The organism is Dactylosporangium sp. NPDC049140 (assembly GCF_040648435.1).
The window spans coordinates 85,070-107,337 of sequence record NZ_JBEZDS010000019.1; the positions used below are offsets into that span (position 1 = coordinate 85,070).

Annotated in this window: 21 protein-coding genes; 10 read left to right on the top strand and 11 right to left on the bottom strand. The window is 70.6% G+C overall.

Going from position 1 to position 22,268, the window contains the following annotated elements; all coding sequences use genetic code 11:
- Positions 1 to 63: 63 nt before the first annotated feature.
- The 4 genes from AB0B76_RS28315 to AB0B76_RS28330 all read left to right on the top strand — a co-directional run bounded on the left by AB0B76_RS28315 (position 64) and on the right by AB0B76_RS28330 (position 6,927).
- The gene (locus tag AB0B76_RS28315) at positions 64 to 3,762 is read left to right on the top strand and encodes a multifunctional oxoglutarate decarboxylase/oxoglutarate dehydrogenase thiamine pyrophosphate-binding subunit/dihydrolipoyllysine-residue succinyltransferase subunit (RefSeq protein WP_360381201.1); all 3,699 of its coding nucleotides are present in this window, start codon (positions 64 to 66) and stop codon (positions 3,760 to 3,762) included.
- 70 nt (positions 3,763 to 3,832) lie between these two features.
- Positions 3,833 to 4,012 carry a DUF6104 family protein gene (locus AB0B76_RS28320; RefSeq protein ID WP_360381203.1) on the top strand — a complete coding sequence of 60 codons (180 nt, stop codon included), beginning with the start codon at positions 3,833 to 3,835 and terminating at the stop codon, positions 4,010 to 4,012.
- Positions 4,013 to 4,183: 171 nt separating this feature from the next.
- On the top strand, positions 4,184 to 5,254 hold the full coding sequence (locus tag AB0B76_RS28325) for a chlorophyllase (RefSeq protein ID WP_360381206.1): 1,071 nt from the start codon (positions 4,184 to 4,186) through the stop codon (positions 5,252 to 5,254).
- A 143-nt stretch (positions 5,255 to 5,397) separates the two neighbouring features.
- The gene (locus tag AB0B76_RS28330) at positions 5,398 to 6,927 is read left to right on the top strand and encodes an FAD-binding oxidoreductase (RefSeq protein WP_360381208.1); all 1,530 of its coding nucleotides are present in this window, start codon (positions 5,398 to 5,400) and stop codon (positions 6,925 to 6,927) included.
- On the opposite strand, the gene AB0B76_RS28335 is transcribed toward AB0B76_RS28330, so the two are convergent.
- Positions 6,886 to 7,515, bottom strand: coding sequence for a Pr6Pr family membrane protein (locus AB0B76_RS28335; protein ID WP_360381211.1), 630 nt, complete (start codon positions 7,513 to 7,515; stop codon positions 6,886 to 6,888). The two genes, AB0B76_RS28330 and AB0B76_RS28335, sit on opposite strands and share 42 nt — an antisense overlap.
- 201 nt (positions 7,516 to 7,716) lie before the next feature.
- Here AB0B76_RS28335 and AB0B76_RS28340 point away from each other — a divergent pair, with 201 nt between their 5' ends.
- Positions 7,717 to 8,661 carry a chlorophyllase gene (locus AB0B76_RS28340; RefSeq protein WP_360381214.1) on the top strand — a complete coding sequence of 315 codons (945 nt, stop codon included), beginning with the start codon at positions 7,717 to 7,719 and terminating at the stop codon, positions 8,659 to 8,661.
- Between the two features lie 977 nt (positions 8,662 to 9,638).
- On the opposite strand, the gene AB0B76_RS28345 is transcribed toward AB0B76_RS28340, so the two are convergent.
- The 3 genes from AB0B76_RS28345 to AB0B76_RS28355 form a co-directional block, all read right to left on the bottom strand.
- Positions 9,639 to 10,583 carry a zinc-binding dehydrogenase gene (locus AB0B76_RS28345; protein WP_360381216.1) on the bottom strand — a complete coding sequence of 315 codons (945 nt, stop codon included), beginning with the start codon at positions 10,581 to 10,583 and terminating at the stop codon, positions 9,639 to 9,641.
- A gap of 20 nt (positions 10,584 to 10,603) precedes the next feature.
- Positions 10,604 to 11,797 (bottom strand): NADP-dependent malic enzyme, encoded by a 1,194-nt coding sequence (locus tag AB0B76_RS28350; RefSeq protein ID WP_360381219.1) that lies wholly within the window; start codon positions 11,795 to 11,797, stop codon positions 10,604 to 10,606.
- Between the two features lie 106 nt (positions 11,798 to 11,903).
- Positions 11,904 to 12,218, bottom strand: coding sequence for a S26 family signal peptidase (locus AB0B76_RS28355; protein WP_360381386.1), 315 nt, complete (start codon positions 12,216 to 12,218; stop codon positions 11,904 to 11,906).
- Between the two features lie 69 nt (positions 12,219 to 12,287).
- Here AB0B76_RS28355 and sodN point away from each other — a divergent pair, with 69 nt between their 5' ends.
- From sodN to AB0B76_RS28370, 3 genes are all read left to right on the top strand, one after another.
- On the top strand, positions 12,288 to 12,692 hold the full coding sequence (gene sodN / locus AB0B76_RS28360) for a superoxide dismutase, Ni (RefSeq protein ID WP_360381221.1): 405 nt from the start codon (positions 12,288 to 12,290) through the stop codon (positions 12,690 to 12,692).
- 66 nt (positions 12,693 to 12,758) lie between these two features.
- Positions 12,759 to 13,244 (top strand): GNAT family N-acetyltransferase, encoded by a 486-nt coding sequence (locus tag AB0B76_RS28365; protein WP_360381224.1) that lies wholly within the window; start codon positions 12,759 to 12,761, stop codon positions 13,242 to 13,244.
- A 27-nt stretch (positions 13,245 to 13,271) separates the two neighbouring features.
- Complete coding sequence (locus tag AB0B76_RS28370) at positions 13,272 to 13,706, top strand: ATP-binding protein (RefSeq protein ID WP_360381227.1); 435 nt, start codon at positions 13,272 to 13,274, stop codon at positions 13,704 to 13,706.
- Positions 13,707 to 13,718: 12 nt separating this feature from the next.
- On the opposite strand, the gene AB0B76_RS28375 is transcribed toward AB0B76_RS28370, so the two are convergent.
- Both AB0B76_RS28375 and AB0B76_RS28380 read right to left on the bottom strand, forming a co-directional pair.
- Positions 13,719 to 14,411: an FCD domain-containing protein gene (locus AB0B76_RS28375; RefSeq protein WP_360381229.1), complete on the bottom strand. Its 693-nt coding sequence runs from the start codon at positions 14,409 to 14,411 to the stop codon at positions 13,719 to 13,721.
- A 139-nt stretch (positions 14,412 to 14,550) separates the two neighbouring features.
- Complete coding sequence (locus AB0B76_RS28380; protein WP_360381232.1) at positions 14,551 to 14,970, bottom strand: hypothetical protein; 420 nt, start codon at positions 14,968 to 14,970, stop codon at positions 14,551 to 14,553.
- 54 nt (positions 14,971 to 15,024) lie between these two features.
- Between AB0B76_RS28380 and AB0B76_RS28385 the strand changes: the two genes are divergently transcribed.
- Together AB0B76_RS28385 and AB0B76_RS28390 are read left to right on the top strand one after the other, a co-directional pair.
- On the top strand, positions 15,025 to 15,963 hold the full coding sequence (locus AB0B76_RS28385; protein WP_360381235.1) for a diacylglycerol kinase family protein: 939 nt from the start codon (positions 15,025 to 15,027) through the stop codon (positions 15,961 to 15,963).
- Positions 15,964 to 16,344: 381 nt separating this feature from the next.
- Positions 16,345 to 16,602: a WhiB family transcriptional regulator gene (locus AB0B76_RS28390; RefSeq protein WP_360381238.1), complete on the top strand. Its 258-nt coding sequence runs from the start codon at positions 16,345 to 16,347 to the stop codon at positions 16,600 to 16,602.
- A gap of 66 nt (positions 16,603 to 16,668) precedes the next feature.
- On the opposite strand, the gene AB0B76_RS28395 is transcribed toward AB0B76_RS28390, so the two are convergent.
- The 5 genes from AB0B76_RS28395 to AB0B76_RS28415 form a co-directional block, all read right to left on the bottom strand.
- Positions 16,669 to 16,962, bottom strand: a complete 294-nt coding sequence (locus AB0B76_RS28395; protein ID WP_360381240.1) for a zf-TFIIB domain-containing protein — start codon at positions 16,960 to 16,962, stop codon at positions 16,669 to 16,671.
- 38 nt (positions 16,963 to 17,000) lie between these two features.
- Positions 17,001 to 17,723 carry a CbiX/SirB N-terminal domain-containing protein gene (locus AB0B76_RS28400; RefSeq protein ID WP_360381242.1) on the bottom strand — a complete coding sequence of 241 codons (723 nt, stop codon included), beginning with the start codon at positions 17,721 to 17,723 and terminating at the stop codon, positions 17,001 to 17,003.
- Positions 17,720 to 18,436, bottom strand: a complete 717-nt coding sequence (locus tag AB0B76_RS28405; protein WP_360381244.1) for a phosphoadenylyl-sulfate reductase — start codon at positions 18,434 to 18,436, stop codon at positions 17,720 to 17,722. Before AB0B76_RS28405 ends, AB0B76_RS28400 begins: the two co-directional genes overlap by 4 nt.
- A gap of 234 nt (positions 18,437 to 18,670) precedes the next feature.
- Positions 18,671 to 20,359 (bottom strand): nitrite/sulfite reductase, encoded by a 1,689-nt coding sequence (locus AB0B76_RS28410; protein ID WP_360381247.1) that lies wholly within the window; start codon positions 20,357 to 20,359, stop codon positions 18,671 to 18,673.
- 389 nt (positions 20,360 to 20,748) lie between these two features.
- A complete protein-coding gene (locus tag AB0B76_RS28415; RefSeq protein ID WP_360381249.1) occupies positions 20,749 to 22,245 on the bottom strand; it encodes a histidine kinase N-terminal domain-containing protein in 1,497 nt (498 codons plus the stop codon).
- Positions 22,246 to 22,268: the final 23 nt, after the last annotated feature.

Here is a 22,268-nt window from a genome sequence, read left to right on the forward strand (position 1 = left end):
GCCTGAATACCCGGACATCCGTAACCCCTAGCAACTCGCGTTTGGAAGAGGCGATCAAGAGCCGTGTCGACCCAAGCGACCAACTCGCAGGAGAATCCGCTGGCGGGATTTGGCCCGAACGAGTGGATCGTCGAGGACATGTACCAGCGGTACCTCGCGGACCCCGCCAGCGTCGACTCGGCGTGGCACGACTTCTTCGCTGACTACAAGCCGGCGCCGGACGCCGCCCCGGCCGAGGCCGCCGCGAAGCCGGCCGAGCCGGCCGCCGCGAAGCCGGCCGAGCCGAAGGCGGCCAGGCCCGCCGCGCCGGCCAAGCCGGTCGAGAAGGTCGAGAAGGTCGAGAAGAAGGCGGTCCCGGCGACCAAGCCCGCGCCGACCAGGGACACCCCCGCCCCGGCCGGCGGCGCCAAGCACGTCCCGCTGCGCGGCGTGGCCGCCCGGATCGTGCAGAACATGGACGCCTCGCTGGAGGTGCCGACCGCCACGAGCGTGCGCGCCGTGCCGGCCAAGCTGCTGTCCGACAACCGGATCGTGATCAACAACCACCTCGCCCGCGGCCGCGGCGGGAAGGTGTCGTTCACGCACCTGATCGGCTACGCGCTGGTCCGCGCCCTGGCCGCGCACCCGGAGATGAACAACAGCTTCGCCGAGGTCGAGGGCAAGCCCAACCTGGTCCAGCCCGAGCACGTCAACCTCGGCATCGCGATCGACCTGGCCAAGCCGGACGGGTCGCGCGCGTTGGTGGTGCCGAGCATCAAGGGCACCGAGGACATGGACTTCCGCCAGTTCTGGTCCGCGTACGAGGACATCGTGCGCCGGGCCCGGCGCAACGAGCTGACGATGGACGACTACAACGGCACCACGGTCTCGCTGACCAACCCGGGCGGCATCGGCACCGTGCACTCGATGCCGCGGCTGATGACCGGGCAGGGCACGATCGTCGGCGTCGGTGCGATGGAGTACCCGGCCCCCTACGCCGGCATGTCCGACGAGACCCTCGCCGAGCTCGGCATCAGCAAGATCATCACGCTCACCAGCACGTACGACCACCGGATCATCCAGGGCGCCCAGTCCGGCGAGTTCCTGAAGGTCATGCACGAGCTGCTGCTGGGCGAACACGGGTTCTACGACCAGATCTTCACCGCGCTGCGCATCCCGTATGAGCCGGTGCGCTGGGTGCGCGACGTGGCCCGCACGTCCGAGGGCCAGATCGACAAGGCGGCCCGGGTGGTGGAGCTCATCCACGCCTACCGCGTGCGCGGCCACCTGATGGCCGACACCGACCCGCTCGAATTCCGCATCCGCCGCCACCCGGACCTCGACGTGCTCGAGCACGGCCTGACCCTGTGGGACCTCGACCGCGTCTTCCCGGTCGGCGGGTTCTCCGGCAAGCAGAAGATGAAGCTGCGGGCCGTCCTGGGCGTGCTGCGCGACTCCTACTGCCGCCGGGTCGGCGTGGAGTACATGCACATCATGGACCCCGAGGAGCGGCGCTGGATCGCCGAGCGGGTCGAGAAGCCCTACGAGAAGCCCAGCACGCAGGAGCAGAAGCACATCCTCAACCGGCTCAACGCCGCCGAGGCCTTCGAGACCTTCCTGCAGACCAAGTACGTCGGCCAGCGCCGCTTCTCGCTGGAGGGCGGCGAGTCGCTGATCCCGCTGCTCGACGAGATCCTGCAGAACTCGGCCGAGGGCCGCCTCGACGAGGTCGTCATCGGCATGGCCCACCGCGGCCGGCTCAACGTGCTGGCCAACATCGTCGGCAAGCCGTACGAGAAGATCTTCTCCGAGTTCGAGGGCCACCTGGACCTCAAGTCGGCGCACGGCTCGGGCGACGTGAAGTACCACCTGGGCATGACCGGCAAGTACACGCACCCGGACGGCGAGAACGCGACCACCGTCTCGGTCGTGGCGAATCCCTCGCACCTGGAGGCCGTGAACCCGGTGCTCGAGGGCATCGTGCGGGCCAAGCAGGACAAGATCGACCTCAAGCTCGAGGGCTACACCGTGCTGCCGCTGCTCATCCACGGCGACGCGGCGTTCGCGGGCCAGGGTGTGGTCGCCGAGACGCTGAACCTGTCGCAGCTGCGCGGGTACCGCACCGGCGGCACGGTCCACGTCGTGGTCAACAACCAGGTCGGCTTCACCACCGCGCCGGAGTACTCCCGCTCGTCGCTGTACTCGACCGACGTCGCCCGGATGATCCAGGCGCCGATCTTCCACGTCAACGGCGACGACCCCGAGGCCGTCGTGCGGGTGGCGCGGCTGGCGTTCGAGTACCGCCAGGCGTTCAACAAGGACGTCGTGATCGACCTCGTCTGCTACCGCCGCCGCGGCCACAACGAGGGCGACGACCCGTCGATGACCAACCCGCTGATGTACGCGATCATCGACCAGAAGCGCTCGGTGCGAAAGATCTACACCGAGGAGCTCATCGGTCGCGGCGACATCCCGATCACCGAGGCCGAGGCCCTGCTCAAGGACTACCACGAGCAGCTCGAGACGGTGTTCAAGGCGACCCGCGACGCCTCCTCCACCCCGGCCGCCCGGCTCACCCGGCTGCGCGCACCCGAGGCGGAGCCGGTGGTCGAGACCAGGATCGACGAGTCGGTGCTGCGGGCGATCGGCGAGGCCCACGTCAAGCTCCCCGACGGCTTCACCCCGCACAAGCGCGTCCAGCAACTGCTCGACCGCCGCGCGAAGATGGCCGCCGAGGGCGACGTCGACTGGGGCTTCAGCGAGATCATCGCGTTCGGCTCGCTCGTGCACGACGGCGTCACGGTGCGCCTCTCCGGCCAGGACTCGCGGCGCGGCACGTTCGTGCAGCGCCATGCCGGGATCGTCGACGCCGAGACCGGCGCCGACTACATGCCCGTGTCGGCGCTGATCAAGGACAACGCGAAGCTCTTCATCTACGACTCGCTGCTGTCGGAGTTCGCGGCGATGGGCTTCGAGTACGGCTACTCGGTCGAGAACCCCGACGCGCTGGTCATGTGGGAGGCGCAGTTCGGCGACTTCGTCAACGGCGCCCAGTCGATCGTGGACGAGTTCATCTCCTCCGGCGAGGTGAAGTGGGGCCAGCTGGCCTCGGTCACGCTGCTGCTGCCGCACTCGCACGAGGGGCAGGGCCCGGACCACACGTCGGGGCGCCTGGAGCGGTACCTGCAGCTGTGCGCCGAGGACAACATGCGCGTGGCGGTGCCGACGACCCCGGCGAACCACTTCCACCTGCTGCGCCGCCAGGCGCTGTCGCCGAAGAAGAAGCCGCTCGTGGTCTTCACGCCCAAGTCGCTGCTGCGGCACCGGCTGTGCGTGTCGGGCGTCGAGGACTTCACCACCGGCACGTTCCAGACGGTGCTGGCCGACCCGGGCGTGAAGGGCACCGCGCTCGACCCGGCCGCGGTGAAGCGGGTCCTGCTCTGCTCGGGCAAGGTCTTCTACGACCTGCTCCAGGCGCGCGCCGACCGCGGCATCACCGACACCGCGATCATCCGCGTCGAGCAGCTCTACCCGATGCCGATCGAGGAGCTCAAGGCGGCGCTGGAGCAGTACCCCAACGCCGAGGACTTCGCCTGGGTCCAGGAGGAGCCGGCGAACCAGGGCGCCTGGTCGTTCATCGCGCTCAACCTGCTCGAGCAGCTGCAGGGCGTCGGCCTGCGCCGCATCTCCCGGCCGGCCGCGGCCGCGCCGGCGGTGGGCTCGACGAAGCTGCACGACGCCGAGCAGCAGGCGCTGATCGAGGCGGCGCTGCCGAAGCAGTAAGGCGCGTTCGGTACGTTTCCAGGGGCACGGCGGCGACGCCGTGCCCCTGCGTCTTTGTCTGGAGGTTCCCGTGTACTTCACCGATCGCGGCATCGAGGAGCTGGCCCAGCGCCGCGGCGAGGAGGAGGTCACGATCGAGTGGCTCGCCGAGCGGCTGCGCGACTTCGTCGACCTCAACCCGGAGTTCGAGACGCCGATCGAGCGGCTGGCCGTCTACCTGGCCCGGCTCGACGACGAGGACGACGCGTAACCGCCGGGCAATTCGGACCTTTTACGCATTTCTCCCGGTCGATCGCGTCGCAGCCCAGCGTTGTCGTCCAAATGGGTCATCCACTGACATCCTGGTGTAGTCCGGCAAGACATTCGAATGTCCCCAGTCGGGCGATATGGGTTTAGCACGAGTGACCCTTACATTTCTCCCGTGCCTCCGCGTCGCACCCGAACTGCAACCGTCACGCTGCTGACCGCCGCCCTCCTGATCCTGGGCGGCGCCTTTGCCGCGTCCGGTAGTGACGACAGCGGGACCCCGTTCACCACGCCGGTCGGTGCCGCCACCGTCGACACCAGCGCCAACACCCCGCACGCGGTCGGCGTGCGGCACCTGACCTTCGCCCGCGGCAAGGACCGGCCGCTGCCGACGACCGTGTGGTACCCGGTGCGCGGCTCCGCCCGCCAGACCCGCGGCCGCGTGCAGGTCGACGCGACGCCCCTGCCCGGCGAGTTCCCGCTGATCCTGTGGAGCCACGGCTTCTACAGCAACCCGCAGATGCAGGAGGGCATGACGAAGTTCCTGGCCGAGTCCGGGTACATCGTCGCCGCCCCGGCGTACCCGTTCACCAAGAAGGACGGGCCGAAGTTCGACAAGACCGACGTGCCCAACCAGGCCCTCGACGCCTCGTTCGTGATCACGCAGCTGATGAAGGCCGGTGGCCCGCTCGCCGACAACATCGACGCGGACCGGCTCGGCGCGATCGGGCACTCCGGCGGCGGTACCACCACGGACTGGCTCTTCACCGGCAAGCGCGACCCGCGCCTCAAGGTCGGCGTGATCTTCGCCGGCCGGCCCACCACGGCCTACAAGGGTGCCCCGGTGCCGATGCTGTTCGTCCACGGGGACAAGGACCCGGTCGTCGCCTACAGCCAGGGCCGGGAGTCGTACGGCAAGGACCCGTGGCCCAAGGCCTTCCTGACCATCGAGGGCGGCGAGCACGGCGCCGGCACCAACGACCCGGAGCGCGGTCACGTGCAGGTGCTGGCCACGCTGCTGGACTTCCTCGATTTCGCGCTCAACGGCGACGACGTGGCCCGGATGCGCCTGACGAGCGACGCGACGCTACCGGGCTACACGCACTTCGAGTCTTCGGGGATCCACACGGACTCGAGCGCTCAGCCGAGTGCGACGAACAGCACGAGCGCGGCCGCCACGACGACGGCCACGCCGACGCCGGCCCAGAGCAAGGTCCTCGACCTGGCGGGTTCTTCGACCGGCTGACTGCTGCTGTTGTCCACCCACGCCTGAAACGCCTGAGTGTTCTGACTTGGGTCAATACGCTCATCGGGCATGGCCGACAGAATACCGACGTGTGACTTGCCGACAGTGGCCACGCAGTGTCGGATTGTGGCACTCTCCCCCGGGTGGGGTATCGCGAGCGATCCTGGTGGGGCTGGGGCCATGCCGACGAGGCCCTCGACGATGCCGCCTGCCGCCGGCTCGCGGAGCGCGCGCTGCGGCCGTGGCTGCCGATCGACGGCTCGGTCATCCCGCTGCCGTTCGACCCGCTGCTGCCGCCGCCCCGGCTGATTCCGCCGTCGATCATGGCGGAGGCGTTCCTCGCCGACTCGATGAGCCGGGCCGCGCACGCCTACGGCAAGGCCTTCCGCGACGTCGTGCGCGCCCTGCACGGCGAGCTGCCCAACCCGCCCGACCTCGTGTGCCTGCCGCGCACGGTGCACGACATCGTCGCCGCGCTCGACTGGGCCGAGGCGGCCGGCGCGGCGGTCGTGCCCTACGGGGGCGGCTCGTCCGTCGTCGGCGGGGTGGAGTACCGCGGCGAGCGCCCGTGGGTGTCGCTCGACCTGAGCCGGCTCAACCGGATCGCGGAGATCGACGAGGTCAACCGGGCGGTGCGGGTGCAGGCCGGCGTGTTCGGCCCGGCGCTGGAGGAGGCGCTGCGCCCGCACGACCTGACGCTGCGGCACTTCCCGCAGAGCTTCGAGTTCTCGACGGTCGGCGGCTGGCTCGCGACCCGCTCCGGCGGGCACTTCGCGACCGGCCCGACCCGCATCGACGACTTCGTCGAGGCGCTGCGCGTGGTCACCCCCCAGGGCCCGGTCGAGTCGCCCCGCCTGCCCGCCACCGGCGCCGGGCCCGACCCGAACGGGCTCTTCCTCGGCTCCGAGGGCGCGCTGGGCGTCATCGTGGAAGCGTGGCTGCGGGTGCAGCGACGACCGACCCTGAAGTCCTCCGCGGCGGTCGGCTTTCCGGTGTACTCGCACGGCGTCGCGGCCGTCAAGGAGATCGTGCAGGCCGGGCTGCGCCCCGCGAACTGCCGGCTGCTGGACCCGGTCGAGGCCATGCTCAACGCGGGCGCGACCGACGGCCAGGCGCGCCTCATGCTGGGCTTCGAGGGCCCCGACGCGGTCCTGCTGCCGGGCGCGCTCGAGATCTGCCGGGATCATGGGGGTACCGAGACCGAACGCTCTTCCGGCTCGTTCCGGGACGCCTTCCTGAAGGCGCCCTACACCCGCGACGCGCTGGTGCGGCTCGGGCTCATCGTGGAGACCGTCGAGACCGCCTGCACCTGGAGCCACTTCGAGGCGCTGCACGCGGACGTCCTCGCCGCGGCCCAGCGGGCGGCCCCGGCCCGCGTCGCGGTCGTGACGTGCCGGTTCACGCATGTGTACCCGGACGGGCCGGCCCCGTACTTCACGATCATCACCCCGGGCCGCCGCGGCGCCGAGGTCGCGATCTGGGACGAGATCAAGGCCGCGGTCAGCGACGCGATCACGAGCAACGGCGGCACGATCACGCACCACCACGCCGTCGGCCGCGACCACCGCCCGTGGTACGACGGCGAGCGCTCCCCGCTCTTCCACGACGCGCTGCGTGCGGCCAAGCGCACGCTAGACCCGCGCGGGATCCTCAACCCGGGGGTGCTCGTCTGACCCGCCGCGGGTGAGCAGCCGGCGCAGCAGCACGCCGAGCCCGATGAGCGCCAGGCCGAGCAGGAAGAACGCGACCGTGAAGCCGAGCGACGTCTCGGTGACGCCGACCCCGCCGAGCTTGTTGACGTCGATGAACGGGTACGGGTACTCGTGCACGAACGCCCCGCGCACCAGGGCGAACACGAGGTAGGCCAGCGGGTAGCCCAGCCACACCGCCGCGTACCACCAGCGCACCCGCTCCCGCTCCAGCACGAGCCACGTGACCGCGGCCAGGATCGGCACGGCCGAGTGCAGCAGCAGGTTGTGCAGCGTGTGCGCCCCGGAGTCCTCCTGGTAGAACGGGCTCGACGGGTTGGCCAGCAGCGTGTGGTACACGATCCCGGTGATACAGCTGTAGAGCGTGGCCGCGCCCCGGACCCACGCGGGCAGGGCCCGGAACAACGCCACCGCGGACACCGCGGCGATGATCACGGCGCTCTGCACGGTGAAGTAGACGAACGCGCCGAAGTCCCCGTGGTTCCACACCAGCAGCGCAACGATCCCGGCCACCGCGCACAGGGCGGTCAGCGCACGGAACACGACAGTCATGCCGCGGAAGGTAGCCGGATTTCGCCCGGTGGGAAAGCGGTCGTTCGACAGAGCCGCTCGTACCGTTGGGGCCATGTTGGGTGCTGTATCTCTGGCTCACTTCGCTCGCGGTGGGGGAGCTGCGCTCCACCCACGCCCCCTCACAATCCGCGCCTGGGCGCTCTGGCCACGAACAGGTGCGGTCGAAGGGGGCCGCGCCCTATGAAGGCCCTCCCCTGCGCCGCGCGCACGCGGCCGTTCGCCGCTGCCCTGCGCTCGCGTGCCCTTGTCGCCGCTCTCGGCGTGGCCGTCCTGCTCGGCGGTTGCACGACCGCCCCGGCACCGGCTCGCTCCGTCAGCGCCCCGCCGTCGGCGGCGGCCACGGTCCGGCCCGGGCTGGCCGCGGTACAGCTGCCGCCGCCCCTGGCGTTGCCACCGTCGGGCCTGTCGGTGTCGTCGCAGCAGGTGACGTACACCCGCCAGGGCCGAAGTCTGCGAACCGTCATCTGGTCGCCGGACCGCCCCGGCCGCTACCCCGCGGTCCTGTTCAGCCACGGCCTCAACGGCACCCCGGAGTCATTCGCCCCGCTGCTGAAGAGCTGGGCGGCCGCCGGCTTCGTGGTGATCGCCCCCGCCTACCCGAACACCTCCCGGGGCGCGGCCAGCTTCGACGTGTACGACGTGCTCAACCAGCCCGCCGACGCCACCTACGTGCTGAGCCAGGTCCTGTCCGGCCAGCTGGGCAAGCGCATCGACTCCGACCGCCTGGCCGCCGCGGGCCACTCCGCGGGCGCGATCACGACGGTGGGCCTGTTCACCGAGTCCCGGGACACCCGCCTGCGAGCCGGAGTCATCCTGGCCGGCAGCGGCCTGGGCGTAGGGACGGACTTCCAGGGCACCCCGGCGGCCCTGTTCTTCATCCACGGCGACGCGGACCCGCTGGTGACGTACGAAAGCGGCAAGGCAACCTACGACCAGGTCCCGTGGGCCAAGGCCATGCTGACCATCCCGGGCGGCAACCACGACGACCCATACCTGAGCCCCGCGGCGGCCGCGTACCAGACGGTCACAAAGAGCACGCTGCAATTCCTGCGCCTGGAACTGTACGGCGACCAGGCCGCGCGCTCATCATTCACCCCGACGGCGGAGCTGGACTCGCACCTTTAGTGCTTTTCGCGAGCAATGCGGAGGCCCACGAGAAGGCAACTTTCGACGGAACGCACCCCGGCCATTTGTCCCGAACATTGCCGCACCGGCGGGCCGACGCGATCGCGTGGGGCCGGGCCACTCGACGCCATTCGTGCGGTGTCGCGGAGGAGGATCGCCGACAATGGCAGTATCGACGGACGACTCATCCGGCCGGACGGGACATTCGGGCTGCTCAACCGGCGGGGTAGCGCACTCGACCTCCTCAACCAGCGGCACCGGCGAGTCAGGGCACTCGACCTCCTCAACCGGCGGGACGGGACATTCGCGCTGCCCAGCCGGCCGATCAGGGCATTCGACCTGCTCAACCGGGGCGCTAGGACGTTCGACGTCTTCAGCCGGCGGAACCGGCGCAAGGGCAGCGGCCGCCCGCTGCTCGTAGTTCGCCTTCGCCTCCGCCGCCCGCCGAGCGAAGCTCGCATACCCAGCCGCCTCGCTGCCGTATTCCCGCCGAAGCTTCTCCGCATACCGACGCTGCAGCCCCCAGTAGCGACGCTCCTTGCATTCCCGCCGAAACGCATCTTGAGAAGGCGACCAATTCCGCGCCCGAGTCCGATCCCGCATAGCAGCCACTTGAGCCCGACTGAACAACGATATCTGCCCCACCACAAAACAATTATCCCAACCACCCCAGAAACCCGCCGCCCCACTTCATATAGCGCACAAATCCGGAACCACCGAATGACGACCCGCACGAACCCGCCGGCAAACCACGGCCAAGAGGAATAACCGCACGCAACAACGAACCAGGACCACGCTTACACATTGCGGGAGCGCAAGCTCCCGCCACCATCGGCCGAGCGTCGTCGGACAGCCCCAAAGTCCAGGTAAGCCGACATAAACCCCGTCAGGCGAAAAATCCGATATGTCGTGGCGCGAAGCGCCCGACATATCGAAAGCCAGCGGCCGCGACACCCGCGTCGCGGCCGCCGAAAACCTCAGCTCGTGTGGTCCAGCACAACCTTGCCGAACACATCCCCGGAGTGCAGCAGCTCGAACGCCTTCCGCGCCTCCGAGAACGGCACCACCGAGTCGATCACCGGGCGTATGCCGGTGCGCGCGAGCAGATCCATGAGCCCCGCCAGCTCCTCCGGCGTTCCCATGCTGGTGCCGAGGATCTCCAGCTGGAGCGCGAACATGCGCCGCAGGTTCACGCGCGGCAGGTGGCCGCTCGTCGCCCCCGACACCACGATCCGGCCGCCCGGCTTCGCGCACTTCATCGAGTGTTCGAAGGTGGCCTCGCCCACCGTCTCCACCACGACGTCGACGCGCTCGGGCAGGCGGGCGCCCGGCTCCACCGCCGTCGCGCCCAGGGCCGCGATGCGCTCGCGCTTGGCGGCGTCGCGGCTGGTGGCGTACACCCGGGCGCCGAGGGCCGTGCCGATCAGCACCGCGGCCGTGGCCACGCCGCCGCCGGCGCCCTGCACGAGGACCGCGCCGTCGGGTTCGAGGCGGCCCTTGGTGGTGAGCATGCGGTAGGCCGTGAGCCAGGCCGTCGGCAGGCACGCGGCCTCGGCGAAGGTGAGCTCCGCGGGCTTGGGGACCAGGTTGTACGCCGGGACGGTGACCCGCTCGGCCACCGTTCCCGGGTAGTACTCGGACAGGATCGTGAAGTCGCCCTTGTCGGTGTACACCACCGGGTACACCACGACGTCCGACCCGTCCGGGCCGATGCCCGCGGCGTCGCAGCCGAGGGTCATCGGCAGCTGCTCCTCGCGGAGGCCGACGCCGCGCAGGGACCACAGGTCGTGGTGGTTGAGCGCACTTGCGCGCACCTCCACCACGGCCCAGCCGTCCTTGGGCGCCGGCTCCGGGGCGTCGCCGATCTCGAGCACGGAGAGCGGGTCGGCATCGTTGAACGCGGTTGCGAATGCGGCACGCATGTCCGTGACCTTAACCCTCGTTAACGGATGACGCCGTCGCGGACGGCGGCCTCGGCGACCGCGGCCGCCACGGCCGGGGCCACCCGCGGGTCGAGGGCGCTCGGCACGATCGCGTCGGGCGCGAGCTCGCCGGCGCCGAGCACGGCCGCGATCGCCTCGGCCGCGGCGACCTTCATGCCGTCGGTGATGCGGGTCGCGCCGGACTCCAGTGCGCCGCGGAAGATGCCGGGGAAGGCCAGCACGTTGTTGATCTGGTTCGGGAAGTCGCTGCGGCCGGTGGCCACGACGCTGGCGTACCGCGCCGCGATCTCCGGGTGCACCTCGGGCGTCGGGTTGGCCAGCGCGAAGATCGCACCGTCCGGCGACATGCCCGCGAGCGCCGCCTCGCCGATCGTGCCGCCGGAGACGCCGATGAGCACGTCGGCGCCGCGCAGCGCGGAGGCGATGTCGCCGGTCACGCCGCCGGCGTTGGTCTGCGCGGCGAGCGCCGCCTTGGCCGGGTTGAGGTCGGTGCGCCCGGGGTGCAGGCAGCCGCGCGAGTCCAGGACGATGACCTCGCCCGCGTCCGCGCCGCCGCTGATCAGCATGCGGGTCACCGCGATGCCGGCCGCGCCCGCGCCGCTGACCACGATGCGCAGGTCGCCGAGGCCGCGCCCGAGCACCTTGCAGGCGTTGCGCAGGGCGGCCAGCACCACGATCGCGGTGCCGTGCTGGTCGTCGTGGAAGACCGGGATGGGCAGCGACTCCTCGAGGCGCCGCTCGATGTCGAAGCAGCGCGGCGCCGAGATGTCCTCGAGGTTGATCCCGCCGAAGGACGGCGCCAGCGCGGTCACGATCCGCACGATCTCGTCCGGGTCCTGGGTGTCGAGGCAGATCGGCACCGCGTCCACGTCGCCGAACTGCTTGAACAGCACGGCCTTGCCCTCCATCACCGGCATCGCCGCGCGCGGGCCGATGTTGCCCAGGCCGAGCACCGCGGAGCCGTCGGTCACGACGGCGACGGCCTTGCCGACCCAGGTGAGCTGGTGGACGAGCGACTCGTCCGCGGCGATCGCCTCGCAGACGCGGGCCACGCCGGGCGTGTACGCCAGGGAAAGGTCCTCGCGAGTGGACAGCGGGACCGTCGACCGCACCGCGAGCTTTCCGCCGGTGTGCAGCGCGAAGACGGGATCGGAAACGGAGTCGGAGACGGAGTCGGACACGGATGTAAGCACGGGGGCTCCTTTGCCACGGCTTGCGATACAGGAAGGACGCGCGGCGCGGGTGAAAGCGCGAAAGAATGTGCGACTGCGGCCGGGGGTCGCCCGTATCCGCCTCACCTTAGCGTGGGACGCGGCGGAGGCGCACCGGTTGTGGCCACCAGCGAAATGTCACACGGCCGACGATGTCGGCGCGGCCGTACTGCGCGGAATCATCGCTGCCGAAGGGATTGTCACCAACCACCCACCACCCGTCGGCGTCGGCCCGTTCCACGCGCTTGACCACGAGCAGCCCGGGCCGGTCGCGGAACTCGGCGACCACCACGTCGCCCGGGCGCGCCGATGCCGTGCGCCGCACCAGAATCCGGTCTCCGGAGCGCAGCGTCGGCACCATGGACGGGCCCGACACGAGTGCCGCAAACCACGGCAGGCGCATGAAATCCCCGAACTTGGATAGGAGTAGGGTCAGCACTGAGGATCATCGCAAATCACCCTGGAGGGTTCGATGCGACTGTCGCGGCTTTTCACCCCGCGCACCGTGGTGAGCGCCCACTGCGACCTGCCGTGTGGGGTCTACGACCCGGCGCAGGCCCGAATCGAGGCCGAGTCCGTCAAGGCAATCAGTGAGAAATACCAGGCGAACGACAATCCGGAGTTCCGCACCCGCGCCCTCCTGATCAAGGAGCAGCGCAGCGAGCTCGTCAAGCACCACCTCTGGGTGTTGTGGACCGACTACTTCAAGCCGCCGCACTTCGAGAAGTACCCGCAGCTGCACGGCCTTTTCAACGAGGCCACCAAGCTCGCCGGGGCCTCGGGCGCAAAGGGTTCGGCCGACCCGGCCGTCGCCGAGCAGCTTCTCGCGAAGATCGACGAGATCGCGAAGATCTTCTGGGAAACCAAGCAGGCGTAACAGAGCTGAAGAACCCCCATCCCGCAGCCGCGGGATGGGGGTCGTTTTTTGACCTGGGAGTTGTACATGATCCGCCCTGCCGAGCCGCACGACGTCCCCGCGCTCGTGGAGATGGTCTACGAGCTCGCCGACTTCGAGCGCGCCCGCGACCAGTGCCACCTCACGGAGGCCCAGTTGCACGCGGCGCTCTTCGGCCCCTCCCCCGCGGTGTTCTGCCACGTCGCCGAGGCCGGCGGGCGGCCCGTGGGCCTGGCCCTGTGGTTCCTCACGTACTCCACCTGGGAGGGCGTGCACGGCATCTACCTCGAGGACCTCTACGTGCGCCCGGACGCGCGGGGCACCGGCACCGGCAAGGCCCTGCTCGCCACGCTCGCCGCGGTGTGCGTGGCGCACGGGTACCGCCGCCTGGAGTGGGGCGTCCTGGACTGGAACCCGGCGCGCGAGTTCTACGACCACCTGGACGCCGAACCGAAGAGCGAATGGGTGCCGTACCGCCTCAGCGGCGCGCCGCTGGCAGCACTCGCCGCGTCATCGGGTGCGCCGACGTCGTAGAGTCGCGGGCAAGGGGGTTCGATTTCGTTGACTCAGGTCGTTTCGAAGAGGTCCGGCGCCGACGGCGACGACGTGGTGCTGCTGGCCGTGCCGGCGTCGCCCGCCTACCTCGGCGTGCTGCGCACGGCGACCGCCGGCCTGGCCGCGCGCCTGCAGTTCACCCTGGACGAGATCGAAGACCTGCGCATCGCGGTCGACGAGGCGTGCGCGATGCTGCTCGCCGTCGCCGCCGACACCCCCCAGCTGGGCGACACCGTGGAGCTGTCCTGCCGGTTCACCGTCACGAACGACGCCCTGACGGTGTACACGACCGTCCCCCTGGGTTCGCCGGACGAGAAGCTGCCGGGCAACGAGTCGTTCGCCTGGCAGGTGCTCAGCGCCCTCGCCGACGAGGTCTCCGCGAGCGTGGACGCGCACCAGGCCGGCATCCGGCTGACCAAGCGCCGCCCGTCGCACACCTGAGCGGCCCCGGGCTCAGACGACGACGGCCACCTCGGCCGGCCTGATGTTGTCGATGTGTGCCCGGGCCAGCTCCATCGCCCGGGCCACGTCCTGGGCCCGGATCGCGGCCAGCAGGTCCCGGTGGTCACGGTCGACCGCGCGCCAGAACGGCGGCGGGGAGACCCGCTCGACCGCCTCGCGGTTGGCCAGGCTGTAGAGCGGGCGCACCACGAGCCCGAGCAGCGAGTTGCCGGTGGCCGCCGCGACCGCCAGGTGGAACGCCGCGTGCGCCTCGATGAGCCGGCCCACATCGTCGCGGTCCGGGTCGAACATCGCGTCCTCGAGGTCGGCCAGGTGGCAAGGCTCGCGCCGGGCGGCGGCCAGACCCGCGGCCGGCACCTCGAGCATCCGGCGTACCTCCAGGAAGTCGTCGCCGGTCACCGCGCCGCTGGCCAGCAGCAGTCCGACGCCGTCGGCGAGGGACTCGCCCAGGGCGTGCGCGTCGGGCTCGGCGACGAAGCTGCCGCCGTTGACCCCGCGCATCGTGACGATCAGGTGCTGGCTGCTCAGCAGGCGCAGGGCCTCGCGCACCGTCGAGCGGCTCAGGCCGGACTGCTCGCACAGCTGCGGCTCGGTGGGCAGGCGCTCACCGGGGCGCAGCTGGCCGGAGATGATGTCGTCGCGGAGACGCTCGGCGAGGACCTGGTAGGCGGGAGCGACCGTCACGACAACCGAGCGTAAAGCACCGAAACCGTTTAAGGATCGGTCACCGTGAGATGACGGACTACCAGTGCGACACGAATTTTCTGTACGCGGAGCGAACGGACGCACACGGAGAACGACAGCCGGCGGTACAGCGGCCGATCTAACGAACACCGAGCGCGATGCGCGTCGCGGGCGCGAACAGCAGCACGGCGCCGGTCAGCCCGAGGACGAAGAGGGGGCCTCCGATGTACGGCTGCCCGGTCTGCAACATCGTCAGCCCGATCGGCATCTGCAGCATCGAGACCACGATCCCGGGTCCGCGGGCCCAGCGCCGCCGGCGGTGCAGCGCGAAGCCGACGGCCAGGAAACACACGGTCATGAGGGCCAGGTAGACGGTCACCGAGACGGCACCCGGCACCGAGGCGGCTTCGGACGTCAGGTCGAGGTACACCAGCCAGAGCGTCACCGCGGCGAGCCCGGCGCCCTCCACGAGGAGCAGGCGGACGGCCCACCGCAGGGTCGGCGGCGTCCGTTCGGGAACTGTCTGCGCCCCGCTCACCGGCACGTCCCTCCTGCTCACGACATCCTCACAGGCCCAACCTTATCGTGCTGGGGACGGGGTACAGTGCGCCCCATGCGCGCGCTTCTGGTGGTCAACCCCAACGCGACGACCACCACCGAACGCGGGCGGGACATCCTCGTGCGGGCCCTGCGCAGCCAGGTCGACCTCGACGTCGCCTACACGCGCCGCCGGGGCCACGCCGCCGACCTGGCCCGCGACGCGGCCCGCGACGGACTGGATCTCGTCGTGACATTGGGCGGCGACGGTACCGTGAACGAGGCCGTCAACGGCCTGATGACCTTCGACGCCGGGCCCGCCGCGCACCGCGCGCAGGAGCGGCCGGCGCTCGCGGTCGTCCCCGGCGGCTCGACGAACGTGTTCGCCCGGGCGCTCGGGCTGCCCAGCGACTGGGCCGAGGGCACGGGCGCGATCCTCGAGGCGCTGCGGGACCGGCGCGAGCGGCTGATCGGCCTCGGCCGGGCCGACGACCGCTACTTCACCTTCTGCGCCGGGCTGGGCATCGACGCCGAGGTCGTCCGCCGCGTCGACCAGGCCCGGCACAAGGGCTCGACCTCCACGCCGCTGCTGTACTTCCGTGCCTTCGTGGCCCAGTACGCCGCCACCAATCGGCGCGTGCCGCTGCTCACCATGCAGTTACCGGGCGAACCGGCCACGAGCGGGCTAACGTGGATGTTGGTACAGAACACGGCACCGTGGACGTACATCGGCGAGCGGATCGTCAACCCGAATCCGCGCGCCTCGTTCGACACGGGCCTGGATGTGCTCGGCCTTCGGGAGCTCCAGATCGCCGCCAGCACGCGCACCGTGGCACAACTGCTGTCCAGCCGCCGCGTGCCGAAGGGAAAGCAGGTCCTGCGACTGCATGATCTGCCGGGGTTCACGCTGACGTCCGCCAAGCCCATCGCCTATCAGGTCGACGGGGAGTACCTCGGCGAGGTCGACAAGTTGGATTTCGCGTCCGTGCCCGGGGCGTTACGCGTAGTGTGTTGAGTCACCCCGGCGGTCGACCACCGAAGGGGGAGAAAGTTGCAGAGAGTCGCGAGAGAGACACCGCGGCCGCATCTCCAAAAGCTCTCCGGTCGTTGACCGAACCGTACTACATTGGTCACTGACCGTTGCGATGCAGGGTCACCAGTTGCCATAAAATCGGACAAACAGTGCGTGAGCTTGCTCACCGACTTGGATTTTTTTGGTTTGGACCCCTTGACATCGCGGTAGTTCGTGAAAGCATTCACAAGCGAAACGACCACTGAGCGTTGCCCGCAAACATGTAACGGATCTCCAGGCTCCGCCTAGCCGAGACGTCGCATGAGATGCATAACGGGAATCACCAACAACGATCCGCGAAAAAAAACAAGGAGTGTTGCCGCCATGTCGGACTGGCGCCACCATGCCCTCTGCCGCGACGAGGACCCGGAGCTGTTCTTCCCGATTGGGACTTCCGGCCCCGCCGTGCTGCAGGTTGAGCAGGCGAAGGCGGTCTGCCAGCGCTGCTCCGTGACCTCCGAGTGCCTCCAGTGGGCCCTCGACTCGGGTCAGGACGCCGGTGTCTGGGGCGGAATGAGCGAAGACGAGCGTCGCCTGATGAAGCGTCGCGGCGGCCTCCGGGTCCGCGCTCACTCTGCCTGAGCCTTTCATACACACGAACCTAGACGACAATCGCCCCGGCCGTTTTCGGCCGGGGCGTTGTTGCATCTAGTCGAAAAGCTCTCCGAAGAAACTCTCACGGTGATGGCGCCGGTGCTTCTTGTGATGGCCGTAATGCCCGTAGCCGCCATGGGCCTGAGGGTACGGTTGCTGATATCCGTATGCCGGTTGCTGGTGCGGAGGTTGCTGCTGGCGGCCCTGCCAGGCCTGCTCGGCGTCGACCAGCCGCTCGAGCTCGCCGCGGTCCAGGAAGATCCCGCGGCACTCCAGGCACTGGTCGACGGTCACGCCGCTGCGTTCGAACTGGCGCATCTCGCCGCGGCACTTGGGACATGTCATCATCCGTCAACGGTAACCGTCACGCGCCACGTGCCGGTGGATCAGGCCGCCCGGGTGAGTCCGAACGCCCCGATCCGGGCCACGACCAGGCGGGCGACGTCGAGATTCGCGCACAGCGGCGCCGCGACCGGCGCCAGCGCGCCGGCCGCCAGCGCCGAGCCGACCACGAGGTCGTGCAGCTTGCCGGGGGCCAGGAAGTACGACGACACCGCGATCCGCTCGCACCCGCGGGCCCGCAGGGCGGCCACGGCCGCGGCGCCGGTGACCGGGGAGGCCGAGGCGTAGGCGGCGGCGCACGGCACGCCCAGCGACGCCCCCAGGGCCGCCGCCGCCACGTCGACGGAGTGGCGGGCCAGGTCGTCGCGGGTGCCGGCGGCGGCGAGCACGACCCCGTCGTACGCGACCGGGGGCAGCAGCCGGCGCAGCGCCGAGAGCAGCAGCGGGGGCGCGCCCGCGCCGAGCACCTCGGTCGTGCTCACGTCGAGGTCCAGCCCCTCGGCCCGGGCCCGCCGCAGCACCGCCGGCAGGTCGAAACGGCCGTGGAAGGCATTGGTCAGCAACAGCGGCACGACGGTGGCGGCCCGGTGCCCCAACGCCGCGAACGCCGCCAGCTGCTCGCCCGGGCGCGGGCCGGCATGGTCGAGGAACGCGCAGCGCACGTCCAGGCCGGGCCGCTGCGCCGCGACCGCCCGCGTCAGGGCGCGGGTGGCCGCGGCCGCCCGCGGGTCCGAGGACCCGTGGGCCACGAGGAGTACGGCCGTCATCCCGAGGTGTGCAGCCCGCACTCGGTCTTGTCGAAGGCCGCCCAGCGGCCGCTGCGCGGGTCGCCACCGGGAGGCGTGCGCCGCGTGCACGGCCAGCAGCCCACCGAGGCGTACCCCTGCCGCATGAGCGCGTTCACCGGCACGTTGTAGCGGGAGATGTACGCGTCCACGTCCGCCTGCGTCCACAGCGCCAGCGGGGACACCTTGAACTTGCCGCGGGCCCGCTCGAAGCTCACGATCGGCGTGTTGGCGCGGCTCGGCGACTCGTCGCGGCGCAGGCCCGCGGCCCACGCGTCGTAGTCCTCCAGGGCCCGCTCCAGCGGCTCGACCTTGCGCAGGAAGCAGCACTCGTCGGGGTCGCGGGCGTAGAGCCGCGGCCCGAACTCGGCGTCCTGCTCGGCGACGGTCTGGCGGGGACGGATCGAGCGGACGGTCACCGGCAGGGTGCGCTGGACGATCTCGCGCACCCGCAGCGTCTCGGCGAAGTGCAGGCCGGTGTCGAGGAAGATGACCGGCACGCCGGGCACCACCCGCGACACCACGTGGGCGAGCACCGCGTCGGCGAACGAGCTGGTCACACAGAAACGCTCGCCGAACTGGCCGGCCGCCCACTCGACGATCTTCTCGGCCGTCTGGCCCTCCAGCCGCGCCGATGCGGCGCCGGCCAGCTCGATGGACTCTTGCGCAGTTCGGGCAACGGTCGTGCTGCTCATCGCTTCGCCTCCAAAGCGTTCGCCGCCAGTCCCAGGAATTTCAGCGAGAAGACGCGGGCGCAACTGCGGCATTCCCATGCGCCGTGCGTGTCCTCGTGTGGTCGGAGGTCCTCCTCGCCGCAGTACGGGCAGTGCAGCGGCGCCATTCGCTCGCTCATGTCGCCGACTCGCTTCGCTCCCCGGCGACACGAGACTCAAAAAAGCGCTGCAACATGATTCGCTCGCTTTGCTCGCTCATCGCAGCTCCTCCTCGGGAGCACGCATCACCCAGCGCGCGAAGGACTCGCCGGACTCGCGCCCGGCCAGGTAGTGGTTGGCGACCCGCTCGACGTACGCGGGCAGGTCGGCGGCGGTGGTCTTCAGGCCGCGCAGCTTCCGGCCGAAGCCGGCGGTCTGCCCCTCGGCCATGCCCAGCCCGCCGCCCAGGTGGACCTGGAAGCCCTCGACCATGTCGCCGTGCTCGTCGCGCACGAGCATGCCCTTCAGGCCGATGTCGGCGACCTGGGTGCGGGCGCAGGCGTTCGGGCAGCCGTTGAGGTGGATCGAGATGTCGGCGTCGAGGTCGGCGACCCGCTTCTCGAGGTACTCGATGAGCTCCGCCGCCCGCGCCTTGGTCTCCACGATCGCGAGCTTGCAGAACTCGATGCCGGTGCACGCCATCGTGCTGCGCCGCCAGTTGGACGGGCGGGCCTCGAGCCCCGCCGCGGCCAGGCCCCGCACGAGCGGCTCGGTCTGGTCCTGCTCGACGTCGAGGATCAGGATCTTCTGGTACGGCGTGAGACGCACCCGTCCCGAGCCGTGCCGCTCGGCCAGGTCGGCCACCGCGGCGAGCTGGGTGCCGGAGCTGCGCCCGGCGATGGGGGCGGCGCCGACGTAGTACTTGCCGTCCCACTGCTTGTGCACGCCGACGTGGTCGACCGGCTTCTCCGGCAGCTCGGGCGCCGGGCCGTCGACGAGGCGGCGGCCGAGGTACTCGTTCTCCAGGATCTGCCGGAACTGGTCCACGCCCCAGTCCGCGACCAGGAACTTCAGCCGGGCGCGGCTGCGCAGCCGGCGGTACCCGTAGTCGCGGAAGACCTTCAGGACGCCGAGCCACACGTCGGGCACCTCGTGCAGCGGCACCCAGACGCCCAGGCGCTGGGCCAGCATCGGGTTGGTCGACAGGCCGCCGCCGACCCACAGGTCGAAGCCGGGGCCGTGCTCAGGGTGGATGACGCCGACGAACGAGACGTCGTTGGCCTCGTACGGCGTGTCGGCCAGCCACGAGATGGAGGTCTTGAACTTGCGGGGCAGGTTCGACAGCTCCGGGTCGCCGACGTAGCGCTGGTTGATCTCGGTGATCGCCTCGGTCGGGTCGAGCACCTCGGTCTCGGCCACCCCGGCGATGGGGCTGCCGAGGATCACGCGGGGCGTGTCGCCGCAGGCCTCGGTGGTCGACAGGCCGACCGCCTCGAGCTCGCGCCAGATCGTCGGGACGTTCTCGATCTCGATCCAGTGCAGCTGGATGTTCTGCCGGTCGGTGACGTCGGCGGTGTCGCGGGCGAAGCGCTGGGCGATCGAGGCGATGACCCGCAGCTGCTCGAGCGAGAGCTGCCCGCCGTCGCTGCGGATGCGCAGCATGAAGTAGCGGTCGTCGAGCTCCTCCGGCTCCAGCACGGCGGTGCGCCCGCCGTCGATGCCGGGGCGGCGCTGGGTGTAGAGCCCGTACCACCGGAACCGTCCGCGCAGGTCCGCGGGGTCGATCGAGTCGAAGCCCCCGTGCGCGTAGATGTTCTCGATGCGGGCCCGCACGTTGAGCGGGTTGTCGTCCTTCTTGCTGCGCTCGTTCGGGTTGAGCGGCTCGCGGTGCCCCAGGGCCCACTGCCCCTCACCGCGGGGACGACCACCGGCCGCACCACGTCCGCGGACAGTGTTCACCGACATGTCGGCGTCCTCTCAAGGTTGAGAGCACGCGACCACTCGCCGGTCGTTCCCGGATCACCAGGGAACGAATGACGTCAATGTCATAGGAGTTCCGGCGCGAGTCGCGCACCCGGGAAGAATCTCGGCGGGCGGCGTTCAGCAAGCCGGACAGATGGCGCTGCGCACGCGACCGTAGTCAACGTGTCGGCGGCTGACGAGCCGCAGAGAAGCAGCGTGCATAAGCAGCAGTCTTCCACGGAGAGCGGTCCTTACGCCACGTCCACGTGAGGGTTCTCTCAACCCGATTTGACGAGCATGTAACCGGAATAACACTCAGCCGATAGGAATTGGGGGGCAGGATCACGCCTGGACCTGCCCCGGCTCCCCCGGCGTCCCACAGTTCGGTTGGTTCAGCGCTTGGCCAGCGGTACCACCATCACGGCCTCGGTGCCGCCCTCCGCCCGCCCGCGCAGCTCGATCGTGCCGCGCAGCTCCCCGGTGGCGAGGGTGCGCACGATCTGCAGGCCCAGCCGCTCGCTCGCGTCGAGGTCGAAGCCCTCGGGCAGCCCGCACCCGTTGTCGGCGACGGTCACGTGCAGCTGCTTGCGGAAGCGGTGCACCGACACGACCACCTCGGGCGCCTCCGGCGCGACGGGCTCGAAGGCGTGCTCGACGGCGTTCTGCAGCAGCTCGTTGAGGACCATCACCAGCGGCGTGGCGATCTCGGCCGGCAGCACCCCGAAGTCGCCCTGGCGCCGCACGGCGACGCTGAACCCGGTCGCGCCGACCTCGACCGCGGCCGCGGCGACCCGGTCGACGATGCCGTCGAACTCCACCGCCTCGTCGGAGACCTCCGAGGACATCGAGAGCGTCTCGTGCACCAGGGCGATGGAGGCCACCCGGCGTACCGACTCCTCCAGCGCGTGCCGGGCCGCCGGCACGCCCACCCGCCGGGCCTGCAGCCGCAGCAGCGCGGCGACGGTCTGCAGGTTGTTCTTGACCCGGTGGTGGATCTCGCGGATGGTCGCGTCCTTGGTCATCAGCTGCCGGTCGCGCCGCCGTACCTCGGTGATGTCGCGCACCAGCACGAGCGCCCCGATCGGCACGCCGGCCGGCATCAGCGGCAGCGCCCGCATGAGCACGGTCGCGCCCCGGGCCTCGAGCTCCTTGCGCGCCGGGGCCTCCCCCTGCAGGGCCTGCTGGATGCGGTCGGTCGCGTCGGCCCCCTCCAGGGGGTCGTCGACGAGCCGGCCGGTCGTCTCGGCGAGGCTCTCGCCGACCAGGTGGGCGGCGAGCCCCAGCCGCCGGTACGCGGACTGCGCGTTCGGGCTGGCGTAGGTCACCTTCCCGGTGGCGTCGAGGCGGACCAGCCCGTCGCCGATGCGCGGCGCGCTCGTCGTCTCGCCCGGGTGCCGCGGCGGCGGCCAGCTGCCGTCGGCGATCATCTGGGCCAGGTCGTCGGCGGTGGTCAGGTAGTTGAGCTCGAGCTGCGCCGGGGTGCGCGCGGTGCTCAGGTTCGTGTCGCGGCCGAGCACGGCGATGACCTTGTCATGGCCGCGGCGCCGGACCGGGATCGCCTCGTGCCGGGCGGGCATGTCGCCGTACCAGACCGGGTCGCCCTCCCGCCAGATGCGCCCTTGCTGGCGCACGATCGCCAGGTGCGCGACCTCGGGGCCGCCGGCGATCCGGCCCACCTGGTCGTCCTGGTAGGCCGTGCCGGCGGTCGTCGGGCGCACCTGGGCCACGCAGATGTACTCGCCGCGGACCTCGATCGGCACCCACATCAGCAGGTCGGCGAAGCTGAGGTCGGAGACGATCTGCCAGTCGCCGGCCAGGCGGTGCAGATGCTCGATGTCGTCGGGTTCGAGGTTGGTGTGCTCTTCGACCAGGTCGCGCAGGGTGGACACGCTGACCAGACTAAGGTTGCCGC